The 15,066-nt window shown below is 66.5% G+C and carries 16 protein-coding genes; 5 read left to right on the top strand and 11 right to left on the bottom strand.

Annotated elements, in window-relative coordinates; all coding sequences use genetic code 11:
- Window positions 1–668: 668 nt before the first annotated feature.
- Window positions 669–1,748, top strand: coding sequence for a porin (locus H0X95_RS04595; RefSeq protein ID WP_006486033.1), 1,080 nt, complete (start codon window positions 669–671; stop codon window positions 1,746–1,748).
- A gap of 177 nt (window positions 1,749–1,925) precedes the next feature.
- Here H0X95_RS04595 and H0X95_RS04590 read toward each other — a convergent pair whose 3' ends face one another.
- Complete coding sequence (locus H0X95_RS04590; RefSeq protein WP_196445896.1) at window positions 1,926–2,324, bottom strand: GreA/GreB family elongation factor; 399 nt, start codon at window positions 2,322–2,324, stop codon at window positions 1,926–1,928.
- A gap of 512 nt (window positions 2,325–2,836) precedes the next feature.
- Here H0X95_RS04590 and H0X95_RS04585 point away from each other — a divergent pair.
- The gene (locus H0X95_RS04585) at window positions 2,837–3,166 is read left to right on the top strand and encodes a DUF4148 domain-containing protein (protein ID WP_006486030.1); all 330 of its coding nucleotides are present in this window, start codon (window positions 2,837–2,839) and stop codon (window positions 3,164–3,166) included.
- Window positions 3,167–3,324: 158 nt separating this feature from the next.
- Here H0X95_RS04585 and H0X95_RS04580 read toward each other — a convergent pair whose 3' ends face one another.
- Complete coding sequence (locus H0X95_RS04580) at window positions 3,325–3,786, bottom strand: CBS domain-containing protein (RefSeq protein ID WP_006486040.1); 462 nt, start codon at window positions 3,784–3,786, stop codon at window positions 3,325–3,327.
- Window positions 3,787–3,963: 177 nt separating this feature from the next.
- Between H0X95_RS04580 and ribA the strand changes: the two genes are divergently transcribed.
- Entirely contained in the window at window positions 3,964–4,614 is a 651-nt protein-coding gene (ribA, locus tag H0X95_RS04575) for a GTP cyclohydrolase II (protein ID WP_006480964.1), read from the top strand.
- Window positions 4,615–4,895: 281 nt separating this feature from the next.
- On the opposite strand, the gene H0X95_RS04570 is transcribed toward ribA, so the two are convergent.
- On the bottom strand, window positions 4,896–5,282 hold the full coding sequence (locus H0X95_RS04570; protein ID WP_006483933.1) for a VOC family protein: 387 nt from the start codon (window positions 5,280–5,282) through the stop codon (window positions 4,896–4,898).
- 300 nt (window positions 5,283–5,582) lie between these two features.
- Between H0X95_RS04570 and H0X95_RS35880 the strand changes: the two genes are divergently transcribed.
- On the top strand, window positions 5,583–5,873 hold the full coding sequence (locus H0X95_RS35880; protein ID WP_060268172.1) for a hypothetical protein: 291 nt from the start codon (window positions 5,583–5,585) through the stop codon (window positions 5,871–5,873).
- A 204-nt stretch (window positions 5,874–6,077) separates the two neighbouring features.
- Here the strand turns inward: H0X95_RS35880 and H0X95_RS04560 are convergent, their stop codons facing one another.
- From H0X95_RS04560 to H0X95_RS04550, 3 genes are all read right to left on the bottom strand, one after another.
- Window positions 6,078–6,842: a hypothetical protein gene (locus tag H0X95_RS04560; RefSeq protein ID WP_179148639.1), complete on the bottom strand. Its 765-nt coding sequence runs from the start codon at window positions 6,840–6,842 to the stop codon at window positions 6,078–6,080.
- A 52-nt stretch (window positions 6,843–6,894) separates the two neighbouring features.
- A complete protein-coding gene (locus H0X95_RS04555) occupies window positions 6,895–7,503 on the bottom strand; it encodes an acyl-homoserine-lactone synthase (protein ID WP_006483943.1) in 609 nt (202 codons plus the stop codon).
- 210 nt (window positions 7,504–7,713) lie between these two features.
- On the bottom strand, window positions 7,714–8,157 hold the full coding sequence (locus H0X95_RS04550; RefSeq protein WP_058903258.1) for a DUF4902 domain-containing protein: 444 nt from the start codon (window positions 8,155–8,157) through the stop codon (window positions 7,714–7,716).
- A gap of 73 nt (window positions 8,158–8,230) precedes the next feature.
- Here H0X95_RS04550 and H0X95_RS04545 point away from each other — a divergent pair, with 73 nt between their 5' ends.
- Window positions 8,231–8,950 (top strand): autoinducer binding domain-containing protein, encoded by a 720-nt coding sequence (locus H0X95_RS04545; RefSeq protein WP_006496918.1) that lies wholly within the window; start codon window positions 8,231–8,233, stop codon window positions 8,948–8,950.
- Between the two features lie 43 nt (window positions 8,951–8,993).
- Here the strand turns inward: H0X95_RS04545 and H0X95_RS04540 are convergent, their stop codons facing one another.
- The 5 genes from H0X95_RS04540 to H0X95_RS04520 all read right to left on the bottom strand — a co-directional run bounded on the left by H0X95_RS04540 (window position 8,994) and on the right by H0X95_RS04520 (window position 14,906).
- On the bottom strand, window positions 8,994–9,701 hold the full coding sequence (locus tag H0X95_RS04540) for an MgtC/SapB family protein (RefSeq protein WP_006483946.1): 708 nt from the start codon (window positions 9,699–9,701) through the stop codon (window positions 8,994–8,996).
- A 305-nt stretch (window positions 9,702–10,006) separates the two neighbouring features.
- Window positions 10,007–11,551 (bottom strand): TolC family protein, encoded by a 1,545-nt coding sequence (locus H0X95_RS04535; protein ID WP_006494035.1) that lies wholly within the window; start codon window positions 11,549–11,551, stop codon window positions 10,007–10,009.
- Window positions 11,538–13,586 carry an FUSC family protein gene (locus tag H0X95_RS04530; protein ID WP_196445895.1) on the bottom strand — a complete coding sequence of 683 codons (2,049 nt, stop codon included), beginning with the start codon at window positions 13,584–13,586 and terminating at the stop codon, window positions 11,538–11,540. Before H0X95_RS04530 ends, H0X95_RS04535 begins: the two co-directional genes overlap by 14 nt.
- Window positions 13,567–14,616 (bottom strand): multidrug transporter subunit MdtN, encoded by a 1,050-nt coding sequence (mdtN, locus tag H0X95_RS04525; protein WP_006489885.1) that lies wholly within the window; start codon window positions 14,614–14,616, stop codon window positions 13,567–13,569. The genes H0X95_RS04530 and mdtN overlap by 20 nt, the downstream gene beginning before the upstream one ends.
- Window positions 14,613–14,906, bottom strand: a complete 294-nt coding sequence (locus H0X95_RS04520; RefSeq protein WP_006489906.1) for a hypothetical protein — start codon at window positions 14,904–14,906, stop codon at window positions 14,613–14,615. Before H0X95_RS04520 ends, mdtN begins: the two co-directional genes overlap by 4 nt.
- Between the last annotated feature and the right edge of the window lie 160 nt (window positions 14,907–15,066).

Raw genomic sequence — 15,066 nt, 5'->3', positions numbered from 1 at the left:
GGCCGAGGCGGCGCGCAGCCAGCCGGTGCCGACGAAGGCGGCAGTCAATCCGATGGCGCGCAGCAACGAGCGTCGATTCATGGCGGTTCCTGTTCGGTATTCGAGGCCGCCTTACATTAGCCTGCCGGCCCACGCGCCGGGTTACGCGGGCGGTTAAGGCTGTTACCGCGTGTCACGGCGGGGGCGAGCCGCCTGTTTTGCTTTCCGATGGCTGACGGATCTCGCCGTGGCGCAGGCGCCGCTCCCTGTTTAGGGGGCGACGCGGACGTTTTAGATGCGGGGTGGCCAATATTTGAGATTGAATTGGGTAAAAATTACCGTTTTCGGGGTGCCGAACCGAATCCGCTTGTTGTTTCTATGCAACCGTCAAGACGATGACATGAAAGAATGATGCGATGAAAGCCTCCAAAAAGCCGTCGTCAAGAAGTCAAAAATAGACGTTAAAACAAATACTTATGACGCGGCCCCACTTTCATTATTTCTAGTTCTGGAAAAGCTTATTTCTTTATTTGCGGATCGCTCCCCTAGGGTACACCCCTAAACTCACGGTTCCCAAACGGGCAACTATCCGGGCGCCGCCAGCAGTACCGATGGCGCTCCCGGGCGGTTGCAGACCGTTTATGAACAAGGTCGCGAGACCTGCCTCTTTTTAGAAGGGAGCTCCACGAATGAACAAGACTCTGATCGTTGCAGCAGCTGCAGCATCGTTCGCTACCGTCGCTCACGCGCAAAGCAGCGTCACGCTGTACGGCGTGCTGGACGCAGGCATCACCTACCAAAGCAACGTCGCCAGCAAGTCGCTGTGGTCGATGGGCTCGGGTATCGACCAGAGCCGTTTCGGCCTGCGTGGTTCGGAAGACCTCGGTGGCGGCCTGAAGGCAATCTTCACGTTGGAAAGCGGCTTCAACATCGGTAACGGCCGTCTGGGCAACAACGGTGGCATGTTCAACCGTCAAGCATTCGTCGGCCTGTCGAGCCAGTACGGCACGGTCACGCTGGGTAAGCAATACGACGCAACGCAAGACTACCTGGCGCCGCTGACGGCAACGGGTTCGTGGGGCGGCACGTACTTCGCTCACCCGCTGAACAACGACCGCCTGAGCACGAACGGTGATGTCGCGCTGAACAACTCGATCAAGTACACGAGCGCTAACTACGCTGGCCTGCAATTCGGCGGCACGTACTCGTTCTCGAACAACCAGAACTTCGGCAACAACCGTGCATACAGCGGCGGCCTGTCGTACCAGTTCCAAGGCCTGAAGCTGGGTGCAGCATACTCGCAAGCAAACCTGGGTGACGGTACCAACGCCAACGGCGCGACGAACATCGCTGCACAAGGCCGTGTCCGTACGTACGGTGCTGCTGCTGGCTACGCATTCGGCCCGGCACAAGTCGGTGCTGCATGGACGCAATCGCGTATCGACAACCGCGCTGCAGGCGTTCCGTCGCTGCGCGCTGACAACTACGAAGTCAACGCAAAGTACAACCTGACGCCGGCTCTCGGCCTGGGTGCTGCTTACACGTACACGAACGCGAAGGTTGATGGTTCGAGCGCACACTGGAACCAGTTCGGTCTGCAAGCTGACTACGCACTGTCGAAGCGCACGGACGTCTACGCACAAGCTGTGTACCAACGTGCTTCGAAGAACGCTGGCGGCGCGTCGATCTACAACGGCGACCTGTCGACGGCTCCGAGCTCGTCGATCAACCAAACCGCAGCAACGGTTGGTCTGCGTCACCGCTTCTAAGCGTGACGGGCGGGGTAACCCGCTTCGCAGCATCAAAAAAGGCGCCTTCGGGCGCCTTTTTTTCGTCTGTTGAACACGATGGCGGCAATCCGGATCGTCCGAATGCAAAAAAGCGAGGCCGGTGCCTCGCTTTTTCCGTTTTGCGCCCGTATCGCGCGGCGCTGGTCGACCGGCGGCTCAGCGCGTGTATTCGCCGTTGGCTTCCGGCTGGAACACGATCGCGGCGACCTTCATCAGCTTTTCGGCGCCGCTCGGCTGCATCACCTTGACCATCTGGCCGCGTTGCGTGCCCAGCAGCGCCATGCCGACGGGCGAGAAGACGTTCAGGCGGCCGAGTTCGAGGTTGGCGGCGTCCGGATAAACGATCGTCCAGGTGGCCTGTTCCTGGGTCGCTTCGTCGAGCAGCGTGATCTGCGAGTTCATCGTGACGACGTTTGCCTTGATGGCGTCGGGCTGAACGATGTCGGCGCGTTCGAGCAGCGTGTCGAGCATCGTCTGGAAGCGCAGATTGTGCTCGGCGTGCTTTTCGAGGCGAGCGACGTCGAGTTCGGTCAGCTGGTAAAGGCGTTGTTTCATGGCAGTTCTCCAAATGATCGGCAGGGGCAGGCGTGGCGTGCCTATGAGGATCGCCCGGAGCCTGTCTAACCTGGCTCCGGGTGGAGACCGAGCGGTCAGATCAGGCGCCGGGCAGGGGCGAGCGGCGCCTGGGCCGTGCGTCGAGCGAGGGGGTGTGCCGGCTGGCCGGCACGCGCGCGCACGCCGGCCGGGCCGGACGGCGAAACCGAAATGGGCGTGAGCGCGTACATGGTGGATGGAATATCGACTGGCGAATAGAACCTTACGATTCTACAACACAACCTTCCGGACAGGTGATCCGGCTGTTGGCCTTTCGTCAGCGATTGTTGTGTAGATGAAGCAAGTTGCAACGACCGTGTCTGGAAACAGTGTGCGATTTTTTCCAAAAATGCAACGCTGTATATTCAAACTAAGGGTTTCCCCTTGGAATGGCGCGCACTACACTGAATTCAATCGCTTCAGACAGTCCTGCCGAGGCGACGTCAAAAGAGAACATATTCCGGAGGTAAATCATGAAGTCGATCATCTACGCAGCCATCGCCGCATCCGTCCTTGCCGCTCCGATTGCATCGTTCGCGCAGTCCGAGCAGGGGTTGACCCGCGCTCAGGTCAAGGCCGAACTCGTGCAACTCGAGCAGAACGGCTACAAGCCGCTGGCGAGCGATTCGCAATATCCGAGCAACATTCAGGCCGCCGAGCAGCGTATCCAGCCGAACCAGCCGATGCTCGCGCAAGCCGACACGAGCGGTTACGGTGCCGTGGCCACGGGGGCCGCGCAAGCCGGCCGTCGCGTGACGCGGGAAGCGCCGAATCCGGTGAACTCGGTCTACTTCGGTAACTGATTGAACGTCCCCGGTCCTGCCCGAGCGCACCGCTGAATTGACGAGACGCGCGCCCGTTGCGCGCGTCGTTCGCCCGCAGGAGCAGAACCTCCGTCGCCGCATGCCGGCGGCTTTCCGCCCAGACGCTGACGCGTTTGGGCCTTTTTTGCTGGGCCGGATCAGGCGGACGTGACGGTGGGCGTGCCGTGGATATAGTGTTCGAGCTGGCTGATCGTGAACTGCTGATCGGCGATCACGCTCTTCACGAGGTCGCCGATCGAGATGAGACCGACCAGCTTGCCGCCGTCGAGCACGGGCAGGTGGCGCATCCGGTGCTCGGTCATCAGCGCCATGCACTCGTCGGTGGATTGTGACGGTTCGACGTAGCGCACCTTTGCCGTCATGATTTCCTCGACGCGGGTGGCTTTCGACGAGCGGTCCTGCAGGACGACCTTGCGCGCGTAGTCGCGCTCGGTGACGATGCCCGCGATGTCGTCGCCGTCGACGACCAGCAGCGCGCCAATGCCCTTTTCGGCCATCAGCTTGATGGCGTCGTAGACGAAGTCGCTCTTCGTGACGGTGTAGATGGTGCGGCCCGAATCCGGCTTGGCCTTGAGAATTTGCGCGACAGTCGTGCTCATTCGCTTTCTCCGTGTGCAGGTCGATGCAGGGCAGGCGGGGCGTGATGCGCGTCACCCGGTGAGCCCAGTATAGCCGGGCGGGCGGCGGCAGTCGCGTGACGTTTCCAGATTAGCGGTAAACTCCCGTCACGCACCATCCACACAACTCCTACATTCCTGAACGTTTCGATTGAATTCATGATGTCTTCGCGTCCCCAATCGCCCACGCCGGGCAATGGCCAGGCCGACGAGTGCGTGACGCTCGTCGCCACGGCGTCGCTGCCTACGCGCTACGGTACGTTCACGTCATACGCGTTTCGCGTATCGGGCAGCGATGCCGAACATCTCGCGCTCGTGATGGGCGACGTGACGGGCGAGCAGTCCGTGCTGACCCGGCTGCATTCCGAATGCCTGACCGGTGACGTGTTCGGCTCGTACCGCTGCGACTGCGGCGAGCAACTCGATCTCGCATTGCGTTACATCGCGGCCGAAGACCGCGGCGTGCTGCTGTATCTGCGCGGCCATGAAGGCCGCGGCATCGGTCTGAGCAACAAGATCCGCGCGTATGCGTTGCAGGAGCAGGGGCGCGACACCGTCGAGGCGAACCTCGATCTCGGCCTGCCCGACGACGCCCGCGAGTACGACTCGGCCGCTGCGATCCTGCGCATCCTCGGTGTGACGTCGGTGCGGCTGATGAGCAACAATCCGAAGAAATTCGACACGCTCGTGAAGCATGGCATTCCCGTCTGCGAACGCGTGGCGCTTGCGGTGCCCGTGCGCGAGGAAAACGAGCGTTATATCCGCACGAAGCAGACGAAGTTCGGGCATTACTTCGAGGAGAACGAGTAACCCGAGCGGGCGGCGCTAGCGCTCGTTTCTCGTCAGCAATTCTTCCGATCGTCGCTGGTACAAGCGACGATCGCGACTTCCTTCCCCTCATGCGTTCCAGTGCCGCGCTTGTGGCGTCATCTGCATTGAGTCCACAGTCGTCCTTCCGTACTCCCGTAACGATCACGCCATCGAATCGATATCGAACGTCTGACGCTGCATCGTTGGCGACCGGCGAGTGCGGATGTGCTACCACCGGCGGCAACCACCCCGCCGTGTAACGGCTCACGCACGTCAGCCCATCAGCGCCACGTACCGTTCTGCAACACGATCCGGTAACCGTCTGCATCCTCGAAGGTCTGGCCGGAAATTTCCCAGTACGGATTGAACGACGTCACGGGCATGAAGCCGTGTGCGGTCGCGCGCTCGCAGGCGGCTTCCCATTTCGGCCGATCGGGCAGGTAGAACACGATCAAATCCTCGGGCGTCGGCGACGGCGCGATCGGATGGTCGGGGCAGTGTGTGAACTCGAAGTGATAGTCGAGGCCTTCGCGGCCGAGCATTACGCCGGAAAAGCCGTCGTGATCGTCGAAGCGCGCCAGTACCGACAGATCGAGGCCGTCGCGATACATGCGTTCGGTGCGGGCGAGGTTGTTGACCGGGCGGGCAATGCGCAGATGGGCGTGCAAGATGACCTCGACGGGAAGTGGCTGGCCGGTCAATGATAAGCCGGCCGATCGCGATTGGGCGAGGCGAGCGGATCGTGTTTCGGGCGATACTGGCTGTATCGAACGATATCGATTCGGCCCGGCCAAACGAATCGAATTGTGCTGAGCCTCGTCTCGCGAAAGAAAACATGACGCATTTCGATCGAGTGTGCGCACTCCGCATCGCAGCGGCTACCCATCAACAAGACCTTCGCATTCATGCGATCGGCGGCGCTTGCCGCACGACGTGCGGGCACGCGCATGCCGGTAGGGAACTGACGAATGGGTAAGCCCGATCTGCGCCGGCCGGTTGCCGGACCTTACCGCCAGTCGCGATGGGCAGCCGGGCTGGAGGCCGCGTTCGGATGGGTGGCAAAGGGGACGTTGGTGCTGGCCGGTCTGGCGATGGTCGCGTTGGCGGCGCTGACGGGCGAAGTCGGTGCCCTGACGGACCTGCCGACGACCAGAAAGGGCTGGTTGTACCTGCTGCTGATCCTGGTCGTCACGGTCGCGCGGATATTTGCGGTGCGTTACTACTGGCTACGCCCGGCCACCTTGGGTCCGGCGGGCTAGTCGCGCGCAGGAGGTGATGTGGCCCCGCAAACTGTTCAGGCAATAAAAAAGCCCGCTGCTGGAGCGGGCTGAATCCATGTTTGGAGACATGGAGGAGACAGACGTAAATTTAAGGGAAAACCCGGACGTTTGCAAGCGCTCGTTGTATCGGCACAACTTGCCGCCGCGCAACCCGCCTGGTGGCGGCCCGCGGCATGGCCGCATTCACATGCCGCCGGCCCGCGCATGCGCGGCAAACGCGCCAAACCGCTCTTGCGCGACGGGCAGCGCGTATTTGCTGCGCATCTCCGTCTCGATCCATGCACATGCCTCGCGCGCGCAGTCGGTCAATGCGTGTCGCGTCGCATGCCCGTCGATGTCGTAGACGAAACGCACGCCGACCTCGTCATCGTCAACCTGTCGTTCGAGCTGATTGAGCTGCAGTTGCGGCCCGTGCTGTTGCGACAACGCGCGCAGTTCATCGAAGTGATATTCGAGCCAGTCCGCGAAGAACAGCGCGTCGCTGTGGCAGGGCAGGCGGAAAGCCGCGCTGCGCGACGGGCGCGCCGCGGTTTCGCCGGCCGCCGCATGCGGTTCGCCGTCGATGGGAACGGGCAGATCGACCGGCGCGAGCGGGTGCCGAATTCGCCGGTACGGCTCGCGATCGCGCAACGCGTGCCACAGCAATTCGTCACCGGCGGCGCCGGACGGCTGCATCGTCAAGTCGTGGCGGCCGTCGCCGGTCGCGGCGATGTCGCGGATCACGAGGCGCAGCGAGCACAGCGGCTCGTCCGCGACCAGCAGGGTTGCCGGGCGCGGCAGCCCGCACACGAGCGGTGCGGCGCCGGCGGCACGAAACACGAGCCCGCGGCGGTCGAGCCGCACGAGCGGCAACGGCCTGGGAAACGACGGATAGGCGACCGAGACGCGGGCGCCGCTGGCGCTCGTCAACCCGGGCATCATCGCGCGAAAGACCTGTGACTGGTCCACGTTGGTTCTCCTTCGTTACGATGCCGCCCCGGACGGAAACGCGCGTTCCGGCTCAGGCGGCGATAGCTTGCCGGGCGGCCTGCCCCGGCTCGATTCCTAGTGCAGCAAACGTTTGCGGATCGATGTCGATCCAGCACGCGACCACCAGACGCCCATCTACCTGCTTCGGCGGGCCTGCGCGGTGCGCGTGTATGCCGATCCGGCGGAACAGCCGCTCCATGCTCGCGAACGTCACGCCGATCAACTGCCGCGCCCCGAGCTGGGCCGCGCATTCGACGACGGCCGCGAGCATCGGCCGCACGGCCCATTCGGCGTTGCCCGGGCCGCCTTCGTCGTCGGTCGCCGCGAATCGCGACAATTCCCAGACGGCGGCCGATTGCGGCAGCGGCATGTCCTCGGCGACCAGGTCGGCGAACAGCGACTTCAGCAGATACGGGCGCGTCGTCGGCAGCAGGCGCGCACATCCGCACATGTCGCCGTCGGCGTTTCGCGCGAACACGTAGACGGTATCGTCGCGATCGAACTGGTCACGCTCGAAACTTTCGTTCGCCGACGGGAGCGCCCAACCGAGCTGCTCGACGAACACGCGGCGCCGATAGCGCCCGAGATCCGCCGCGAGTTCGTGTGGCAACCGCCCTTCCTCGTGAACGAAGGTCTGCATGGATGTCCTCGGATCTGTGCTTTTGTATGCGTGCATTACAGCGCGCGGCACGAGGAGCCTGTAACTGGTAACTCTTACAGGGTGACGGCGTAAAGACGCCATTCGGGACGTGGTAACGGTTTCTTGATCAACGGGATTGAAAACCGCGCCGCTTTTGCTTATAAAGAGCGCCAGTCTTGCAAAATCGTCAGAGGAATGCGCGGCCGGTTGTCACTGGAGCGTCGGACCGGCATGATAGGCGTCGTTGTGCCCGAGCAGGGCCGACGCGACCGCGGCGGGCCAGTCGAGGGCGGCGAGCCGTGCGGCGAGCGCGGCGGCCGTGCGCAACATGCCGATGTCGGCGCCCTTGGCGTCGATGGCCATCACGTTGCTGCGAACGTCGCCGCCCGCGATCACCAACGTGCCCGTCGCGCGTTCGAGGTACCAGTCCCAGCCGACCGTCACGTAGGCGACGCCGGCACCGGCCGTGCGATGCCATTCGGTATAGCCGGCGAGGCGGGCGTCGATCGCGTTGTCGCGCAGTTCGGCCAGCAGCGACGGATCGAGGCCGCTCGCGACATGGTCGAGCACGAGTGCGGCCAGTGCGCCTTCTGACAGGCGTACGTAGCCGTCCGGGGACGGGCCGGGGACAGGGTGCAGCAAGGGTGAAGTCATGCGCGGAATGTATCAGCCTCGAACGGGTACTGAAACCTGACAAGTATGACAGCGTGACGTTGTCGGAGAAAGAATGGAACTGCGCTGGCAGGATGCCTACCAACAATTCAGCGCCGCGGAGGACGAGCAGCAGCTCTTCCAGCGGATCGCCGCCTATTCCAAGCGGCTCGGATTCGAATACTGCTGTTACGGCATTCGCGTACCGCTGCCCGTTTCGAAGCCGGCCGTCGCCATCTTCGATACCTATCCGGACGGCTGGATGGCGCACTACCAGGCGCAGAACTACATCGAGATCGATTCGACGGTTCGTGACGGCGCGCTCAGCACCAACATGATCGTGTGGCCGGACGTCGACCGGATCGATCCGTGCCCGCTGTGGCAGGACGCGCGCGATTTCGGATTGTCGGTGGGCGTCGCGCAGTCGAGCTGGGCGGCGCGCGGCGCGTTCGGGCTGCTGAGCATCGCCCGCCATGCCGACCGGCTGACGCCGGCCGAGATCAACATGCTGACGCTGCAGACCAACTGGCTCGCAAACCTGTCGCATTCGCTGATGAGCCGCTTCATGGTGCCGAAGTTGTCGCCGGCGGCGGGCGTCACGCTGACCGCGCGCGAGCGCGAGGTGCTGTGCTGGACGGCCGAGGGCAAGACCGCGTGCGAAATCGGCCAGATCCTCAGCATCTCGGAGCGGACGGTCAACTTCCACGTGAACAACATCCTCGAGAAGCTCGGCGCGACCAACAAGGTCCAGGCGGTCGTCAAGGCGATCTCGGCCGGGCTCATCGAAGCACCCTGACGCAACGCAACGGCGGCGCCGGATGCGGCGGCCGCCACGCGGCTCACTCCATCATCGGCTCCGCTTCCTTCGCGGTCCAGCTCACGCTGGAAATGCTTTTCTCCATGCTCATCCGGCTCGCGATCTGCTCGAGCTTCTGCTGATCCTTCGGATGCAGCTTCAGCGTCGCGGTCACCTTCAGCCGGTCCGGCTGGTCGGGCACGTCCTCGCTCGTGAGGCTCTGGAACGACAGCGGCTTCGCATACATCGCGTTCGACAGCAGCGTGCGGATGTGCACTTCGTCGGCGGCGAGGCAAATCACGGTGATCTGGTATTCGCGCACGAGGTCGGCGTTCGAGACGGGCGTCGCGTTGATGGCCTGGCTGACGCCGCGCAGCACCGTATTGGTGAGCAGCACGACACCCGTGCCGGCGAGCGCGGGCACGTAGTGACCGGAGCCGGCCAGCACGCCGACGGCGGCCGAGCACCACAGCGTCGCGGCCGTGTTGATGCCCTGGATCGAACCCTTGTCGCGCATGATCACGCCGCCGCCGAGAAAGCCGACGCCCGACACGACGTACGCGGCGATCTGCGTGACGCCCGCGACGCCGTTGCCGGTCAGCACGCCGAGCGTGACGAACAGGCATGCGCCGCTCGCGACGAGCGTGATGGTGCGCAGGCCGGCCGTGCGCTGGCGCATCTGGCGCTCGAGGCCGATGGCGACGCCGCAGGCGAACGCGGTGAAAAGACGGAGTGCGAAATCGAAAGTCATGGTTGTCCTGCCGTGCAAGAAGCGCATGCCGGCGCGCGTCGCCGCGGCGCAAGGCCGAACGCGACGCGGCGATAGCCGTCATCGCGCGGTACTGTACCGCGCGAATGCGTCATTCAGTGTGAAACGGGGTGAGCGTGCGGCTCGCGGAACGCGAGCCGTGGCAGGAGAACTGCGGCGGACAGGCGTTCAGGCGGCAAGCGGCGCACGCAACGGAGTGCTGCAACTGTCCACGATGGTTCCTGAAGGAAGAATGGGCGGCATTCTAGTGGGCGGCGCGCGCCTGCGTCAACCGCCTGGCGGCGGCGCTACTGCGCCGCGCCGATCGTGCCCGTCGCGAGCGCGAGCGCGGCGGCGGCCGACAATGCGCCGGCATAGCTGTCGACTTCCGCGTTGCGCGCGGCGAGCAACTGGCTTTGCGCGATCGTCGCGTCGGTGACCGAGCCGACGCCGTTCCGGTACGCGGTCAGCGCCGCGTCGTAGCTGGTTTGCGCGGCATCGACGAGCGCCTTCGCGGCGTCGTGCGACGCCAGGCTCGTCTGCACCGCGTTCTGCGCGGCGACGACCTGGCGCACCGCTTCCTCCTTGGTCCGCGTGAGGCGCGCGGACGCGCTTTGCGCGTCGTTGCGCGCCTGCATCAGCACGGCCGAGCGCAGGCCGCCGTCGTACAGCGGAATCGTCACGCCGAGGAACACGCCGCCGCCGTAGCGGCTGCCGTTCAGGTTGACGGTCGGCGCCTGGTCGCCGATCGCGGGCAGCGCGGAGATGGCCGTGCCGCCGCTCGCATACGACGTCGACGCGGACAGGAAGATCTTCGGCATGAACGCGGCTTCCGCTGCCTTGATCTTCGCGCGATTGGCCTTTTCGACCGCGAACGCGCCCTGCAGGTCGGGCCGGCGTGCGATCGCGTCCGACACGATCGCGTCGACCGACGAGCCGAGCGCAGGCGGCAGCGGCCGCTTCGGCAGCGCGGCGATCGTCGGCTTCGACAGCGGCGAGATGCCGAGCGCGGAGACGAGCGCGAGGTAGCCGTCGCTCTCGGCGCCGTTCGCCTGCACGAGCGCGAGGTTCGCCTGCGCGCGGTTCTGCGTCGCCTGCGCGAGCTCGACGACCGTGCCGACGCCGTGCTTGAGCCGCGCGCGGGACGCCGCGAGGATCGCGTCCGCGTTCGCGAGGCCCTGTTGCGCGCTCAGCGCGCGCGCGCGGGCGGCTTCGTAGCGGTAGTACGAGACGGTCACGTCGTGGATCACCTGCTGGTGCACGGCCGTGAACGCGACGTTCGACGCGATCGACGCCTGTTCGGCCGCTTCGACGCGGGCCGCGCGGCCGCCGAAATCGAACAGCAGCCATTGCAGCGACAGCGCCGAAATCGTGCCGTGCACGGTGGTGTTGCTCGACGAATCGCCGAGGATCGTCGACGTCGAGCCGTGGTTCGCCTGGTACGCGCCCATTGCCGTCGCGGACAGGCGCGGCAGATAGGCGGACTTGGCGAGGCCGACCGCGAGCGCCGCGTTGCGCGCGTCGTTCCAGGCGATGCGGGTCAGCGGGTTCGCCGATTCGGCGAGATCGATCAGCTCGGGCAGCGTGTACGCGTGCGCGGCATCGAGCGCGGCCGGCGCCGACACCGACGCGAGCGCCGGCGACGCAGGCAGCGTGTAGTCGTGCGCACCTTGCGTGGATGCGCGCGGTGGCGCCGCCACGATGTCGCCCGCCGCCGACGTTTGCGGCTGCCACGGGCGGTCGGGCGCCGCCGGCGCCAGATCGATCGACGACGTCGCGCAGCCGGCCAGCGCGACGGCGGTCGCGAGCGCGGCGGCGGCGATCGAGGCGGCCGGTGGTTCAGGTACGCGCATGAGGGGCAGGCTCCTTCGGTGTGGCTTGACGGGCGGCGTCGGCGATCCGCGCGAGCCGCGTGTCGATCAGGTTCAGCAGCGCGTCGCGCGCGGGGTCGGCGGGGGCGGCGGCGCTCGACGGTGGCGCCGGGGCAGGCGTGCGGGGCGTCGTTTCGTCGTCGCCCGGGGCAGTGACGCGCGAGAGTTGCGCGCCGATCGCCGCGTCGCCCGGCTTGCGTTCGGCGAGCAGGAACAGCGGGCCTTCGAGCGCGCCGAGTTCCGCGAGCGCGCGTCGCCGCGTGGCCAGCCACGTCGCGGCCGGCCGCACCCACGACGGTTCGTAGTGGATCAGGCCGAGCTCCTGCGAGATCGCGCCGTGACGGGCGAACGCGTCGGCGGCCAGCGCGCGCCGTTCGGCCGGCTGCGCGATCTGCGTCACGCGCCGCCACTGGTCGAGCAGCGCCGCGAGCGCCGTGTCGATCTGCTTGCCGATGCTGACCGGCCAGATGCGCGTGAACACGAGATACACGACCACGTTGCCGAGCAGGATGCCGATCGTGCGATCGCGCGCGAGCGTCAGGTCGAAGCCGGGGCCCGCGCCCTGGATCACGCACAGGAAGAACGCGAACGCGACCTGGAAGCCCGCGTACGCGATGCGCGGCGATCCGAACGCGACCCACGCGGACAGCCACGCGCCGACGAAGACGAGCGCCATCAGTTCGCCGATCGACGACAGCGACGGGACGACGAACACGAGCGCGGCGGTGCCGATCAGCGCGCCGACGATGCAGCCGGCGATGCGCAGCGTGAGCTTCTCGACCGTTTCGGCCGTCGAGCCGAGCGACACCATGTAGCAGGTGATGAAGCAGGTATGGATGCCCGACCAGTCGAGTTGCGAGTACAGCAGGTAGCAGAACATCGCCGCGACCGTCGTCTTCAGCGCATAGCGGATATGGTCGGGATTGGTGCGCGCGTCCGGCAGGAAGAAGCCGCCGCGCGGCGCGGGCGGTGCCGCGGGTGCGGCCGGTTGGCCGGCGGCGCGCGCGTCGGCGGTATCGGCCGGCGCGGCCGCCGTGTCGATCGCGGGCGGTTCCGCGAACCGCGTGATCGCGGTGTGCAGGTCCGTCGCGACGACGCGTGCGAGCGGCGGCAGCGCATCGGCGGCTGGCAGCGCGAGCGTCACGTCGACCGGATAGCCGCCCCGTTCGAGGATCGCGGCCATCTCGTCGAGCGTCGTCGCGATCGGCGTGACGAATGCGTCGGGCAGCCGCGCCTGCGGTTCGCGATCCGGGAGCGCCACCGCCACGAGCAGTGCGGTGCTCGACGCGACGGCCTGCCGCAACGCGACGACATCCGCGCCCGACGACGAGCCTTCGAGCTTCGACAGCTTGAGCCACGTGAGCAATGGCTTGTCGCCTTCGCGCAGGCTGGCATCGAACCCGGCGCGCGCGTCGTCGTCGCCGCGCAGCCGCCGCGCGGCGAGCCGCAGCCGCTTCGCGAGCTGCGCGTGCGCGAGCTTGCGCGGCGACGGCGCGATCAGCAGGTTGACGACGATCGCGACGCCGACCGGGATCGCGACCATCAGCCAGGCATAGAGCAGCGCGCGCGTCGCGGCTTCGCCGACCGGCGCGAGGCCCAGCTGGTCGAGCCCGAAACCGACGATCATCGCGAGGATCGCGCCGACGGGGCGCAGCTTGCTGGCGGACGTCAGGTAGAGCAGCCCGACCGACAGCACGGCCATGCACGCGACGCGCAGCACCGAATACTCGATGCTGAAGATCGCGACGCCGATCACGAGCGCGATCACGATCGTGACGAGCAACAGCATCGCGACCGCGAGCACGGCGCTCGTCACGCGATCGGCGCGGTTCAGGAAGAACACGACGTACGCGGAAATCGCGGCTTCGGGCGTGCCGTACCCGCTCGTCACGAGCACGACGAGCGCGCAGATCAGCGCGACGCGCACGGCCATGGCCGCGCGTCCCGGAAACGGCGCGAGCAGCCGCAGGACTTCGCGCGGGCCCGGCGAGCGGACGTCAGCGGCAGGCCGAGCCATGCCGGACCTCGACGATCGCGCTCGCGCCGACACGCACGAGCTTGCCGTCGGGTTCGTCGAGCTTCACGCGCACCGGGAAGCGCTGCGCGACATGCACCCAGTTCACCGAGCGCTGCACGATCGGCAGCGAGCGCGGCAGGTTGATGCGGTCGCTGTCCGCAATGCCGGCGCCGATGCCGACGACCTTGCCGGTCATCGGGCGGTCGCGGTCGATCATCGAATAGACGGTCGCGCAGTCGCCGACGGCGATGCGGTTCAGCGACGTCTCGCGGAAATTGCCGACCGCGAACCATTCGCTCGCGTCGATCAGCGTGAAGATCGACTGGTTCGGCGCGAGGGTTTCGCCGGGAAGCACGCTCAGGCCCGTCACGAGCCCGTCGTGCGGCGCACGCACGACCGTATCGTCGAGCGCATGCTGCGCGCGGGCCAGCGCGGCTTCGCGCGCATGCAGCGTCGCGATCGCGTCGGCGTCGTCGCCGATCGTCTGCGCGGACGCGCGCTGCTGCTCCTGCGCCTGCGCGAGCGACACGGCCGCGTCGCGCTGGCGCACCTTCGCCTGATCGAACTGCTGCGCGCTGACGTAGCCCTGCGCGGCGAGCGGCGCGAGCCGGTTCACGTCGCGCGTCGCGAGATCGTGGTTCTGCGTCGCGCGCTTGACCTGCTCGGCGGCGACGGACGCATTCGAGCGCTCGCCGATCAGCGAACGGCGGCGCGTGTCGAGCGACGCGCGCGCGAGTTCGAGATCGGCCTGCGCCTGCGCGACGGTCAGCCGGTACGGCACGGGATCGATCACGTACAGCAGGTCGCCTTTCGCGACGCGCTGGTTTTCATGCACGGCGAGCTGCACGATGCGGCCGCCGACCGGCGACGCGACGTGCACGACGTCGGCGTCGATCGACGCGTCGTCGGTGGACGGGTAGGCCGTCGTGCGGTGGTACGCGTACGCGAGCGCCGCGATGCCGAGCGCGACGATCGCGAGCGCGATCACGCGGCCTTTGACGGAGGGGCGGGCGATGCCGGCGGCCTTCATGCAAACGGCCCCGTGCCGGTGAGCCAGACGATCACGGCGATCACGAGCCCGATCGCGGTGCAGACGGCGAGCTGGTAAGGCACCGTCGCGGCCCAGCCGGTCGCGACGAACACGCGGTGCGCGACGATCGCGCCGACGATGCCGACGATCGCGCTGACGAGCCACAGCGGGAAGTACGCGCCGAACAGCACGTAGGACGGTGCGCCGCGCGATGCGCAGCCCGCGAGTGGCAGGGCGGGCGCCAGGACGGCGGCGATGCGCAGGGGCGCGCGCGGCGTTGTTTTTCTCATGGGGTGACGAGCTCGACGTTGGGGGTGGATGCCGGGCGCGGCGCAATGCGGATCGTCGCGACCGGCCGGGCCGCGACGACGATTCCAGGATACGGAGCCGATCATAAATCAGCGCGATGCGGACCGCCAGCGATCCGGCACGCGTTTGCGGCATGGGCCG

The sequence above is a fragment of the Burkholderia sp. 9779_493 genome (assembly GCF_015712215.1).
GTDB lineage: Bacteria > Pseudomonadota > Gammaproteobacteria > Burkholderiales > Burkholderiaceae > Burkholderia > Burkholderia cenocepacia.
Note: the sequence above shows the minus strand (reverse complement) of the source record. Positions and strands in the feature narration are given on the sequence as shown.

Coding starts and splice junctions, on each gene's coding strand:
- H0X95_RS04555 (WP_006483943.1), bottom strand. CDS start 7,503: ATGCAGACCTTCGTTCACGAGGAAGGGCGGTTGCCACACGAACTCGCG.
- H0X95_RS04595 (WP_006486033.1), top strand. CDS start 669: ATGAACAAGACTCTGATCGTTGCAGCAGCTGCAGCATCGTTCGCTACC.
- H0X95_RS04530 (WP_196445895.1), bottom strand. CDS start 13,586: ATGGCTCGGCCTGCCGCTGACGTCCGCTCGCCGGGCCCGCGCGAAGTC.
- H0X95_RS04545 (WP_006496918.1), top strand. CDS start 8,231: ATGGAACTGCGCTGGCAGGATGCCTACCAACAATTCAGCGCCGCGGAG.
- H0X95_RS04550 (WP_058903258.1), bottom strand. CDS start 8,157: ATGACTTCACCCTTGCTGCACCCTGTCCCCGGCCCGTCCCCGGACGGC.
- mdtN (WP_006489885.1), bottom strand. CDS start 14,616: ATGAAGGCCGCCGGCATCGCCCGCCCCTCCGTCAAAGGCCGCGTGATC.
- H0X95_RS35880 (WP_060268172.1), top strand. CDS start 5,583: ATGGGTAAGCCCGATCTGCGCCGGCCGGTTGCCGGACCTTACCGCCAG.
- H0X95_RS04585 (WP_006486030.1), top strand. CDS start 2,837: ATGAAGTCGATCATCTACGCAGCCATCGCCGCATCCGTCCTTGCCGCT.
- H0X95_RS04540 (WP_006483946.1), bottom strand. CDS start 9,701: ATGACTTTCGATTTCGCACTCCGTCTTTTCACCGCGTTCGCCTGCGGC.
- H0X95_RS04535 (WP_006494035.1), bottom strand. CDS start 11,551: ATGCGCGTACCTGAACCACCGGCCGCCTCGATCGCCGCCGCCGCGCTC.
- H0X95_RS04590 (WP_196445896.1), bottom strand. CDS start 2,324: ATGAAACAACGCCTTTACCAGCTGACCGAACTCGACGTCGCTCGCCTC.
- H0X95_RS04520 (WP_006489906.1), bottom strand. CDS start 14,906: ATGAGAAAAACAACGCCGCGCGCGCCCCTGCGCATCGCCGCCGTCCTG.
- H0X95_RS04580 (WP_006486040.1), bottom strand. CDS start 3,786: ATGAGCACGACTGTCGCGCAAATTCTCAAGGCCAAGCCGGATTCGGGC.
- ribA (WP_006480964.1), top strand. CDS start 3,964: ATGATGTCTTCGCGTCCCCAATCGCCCACGCCGGGCAATGGCCAGGCC.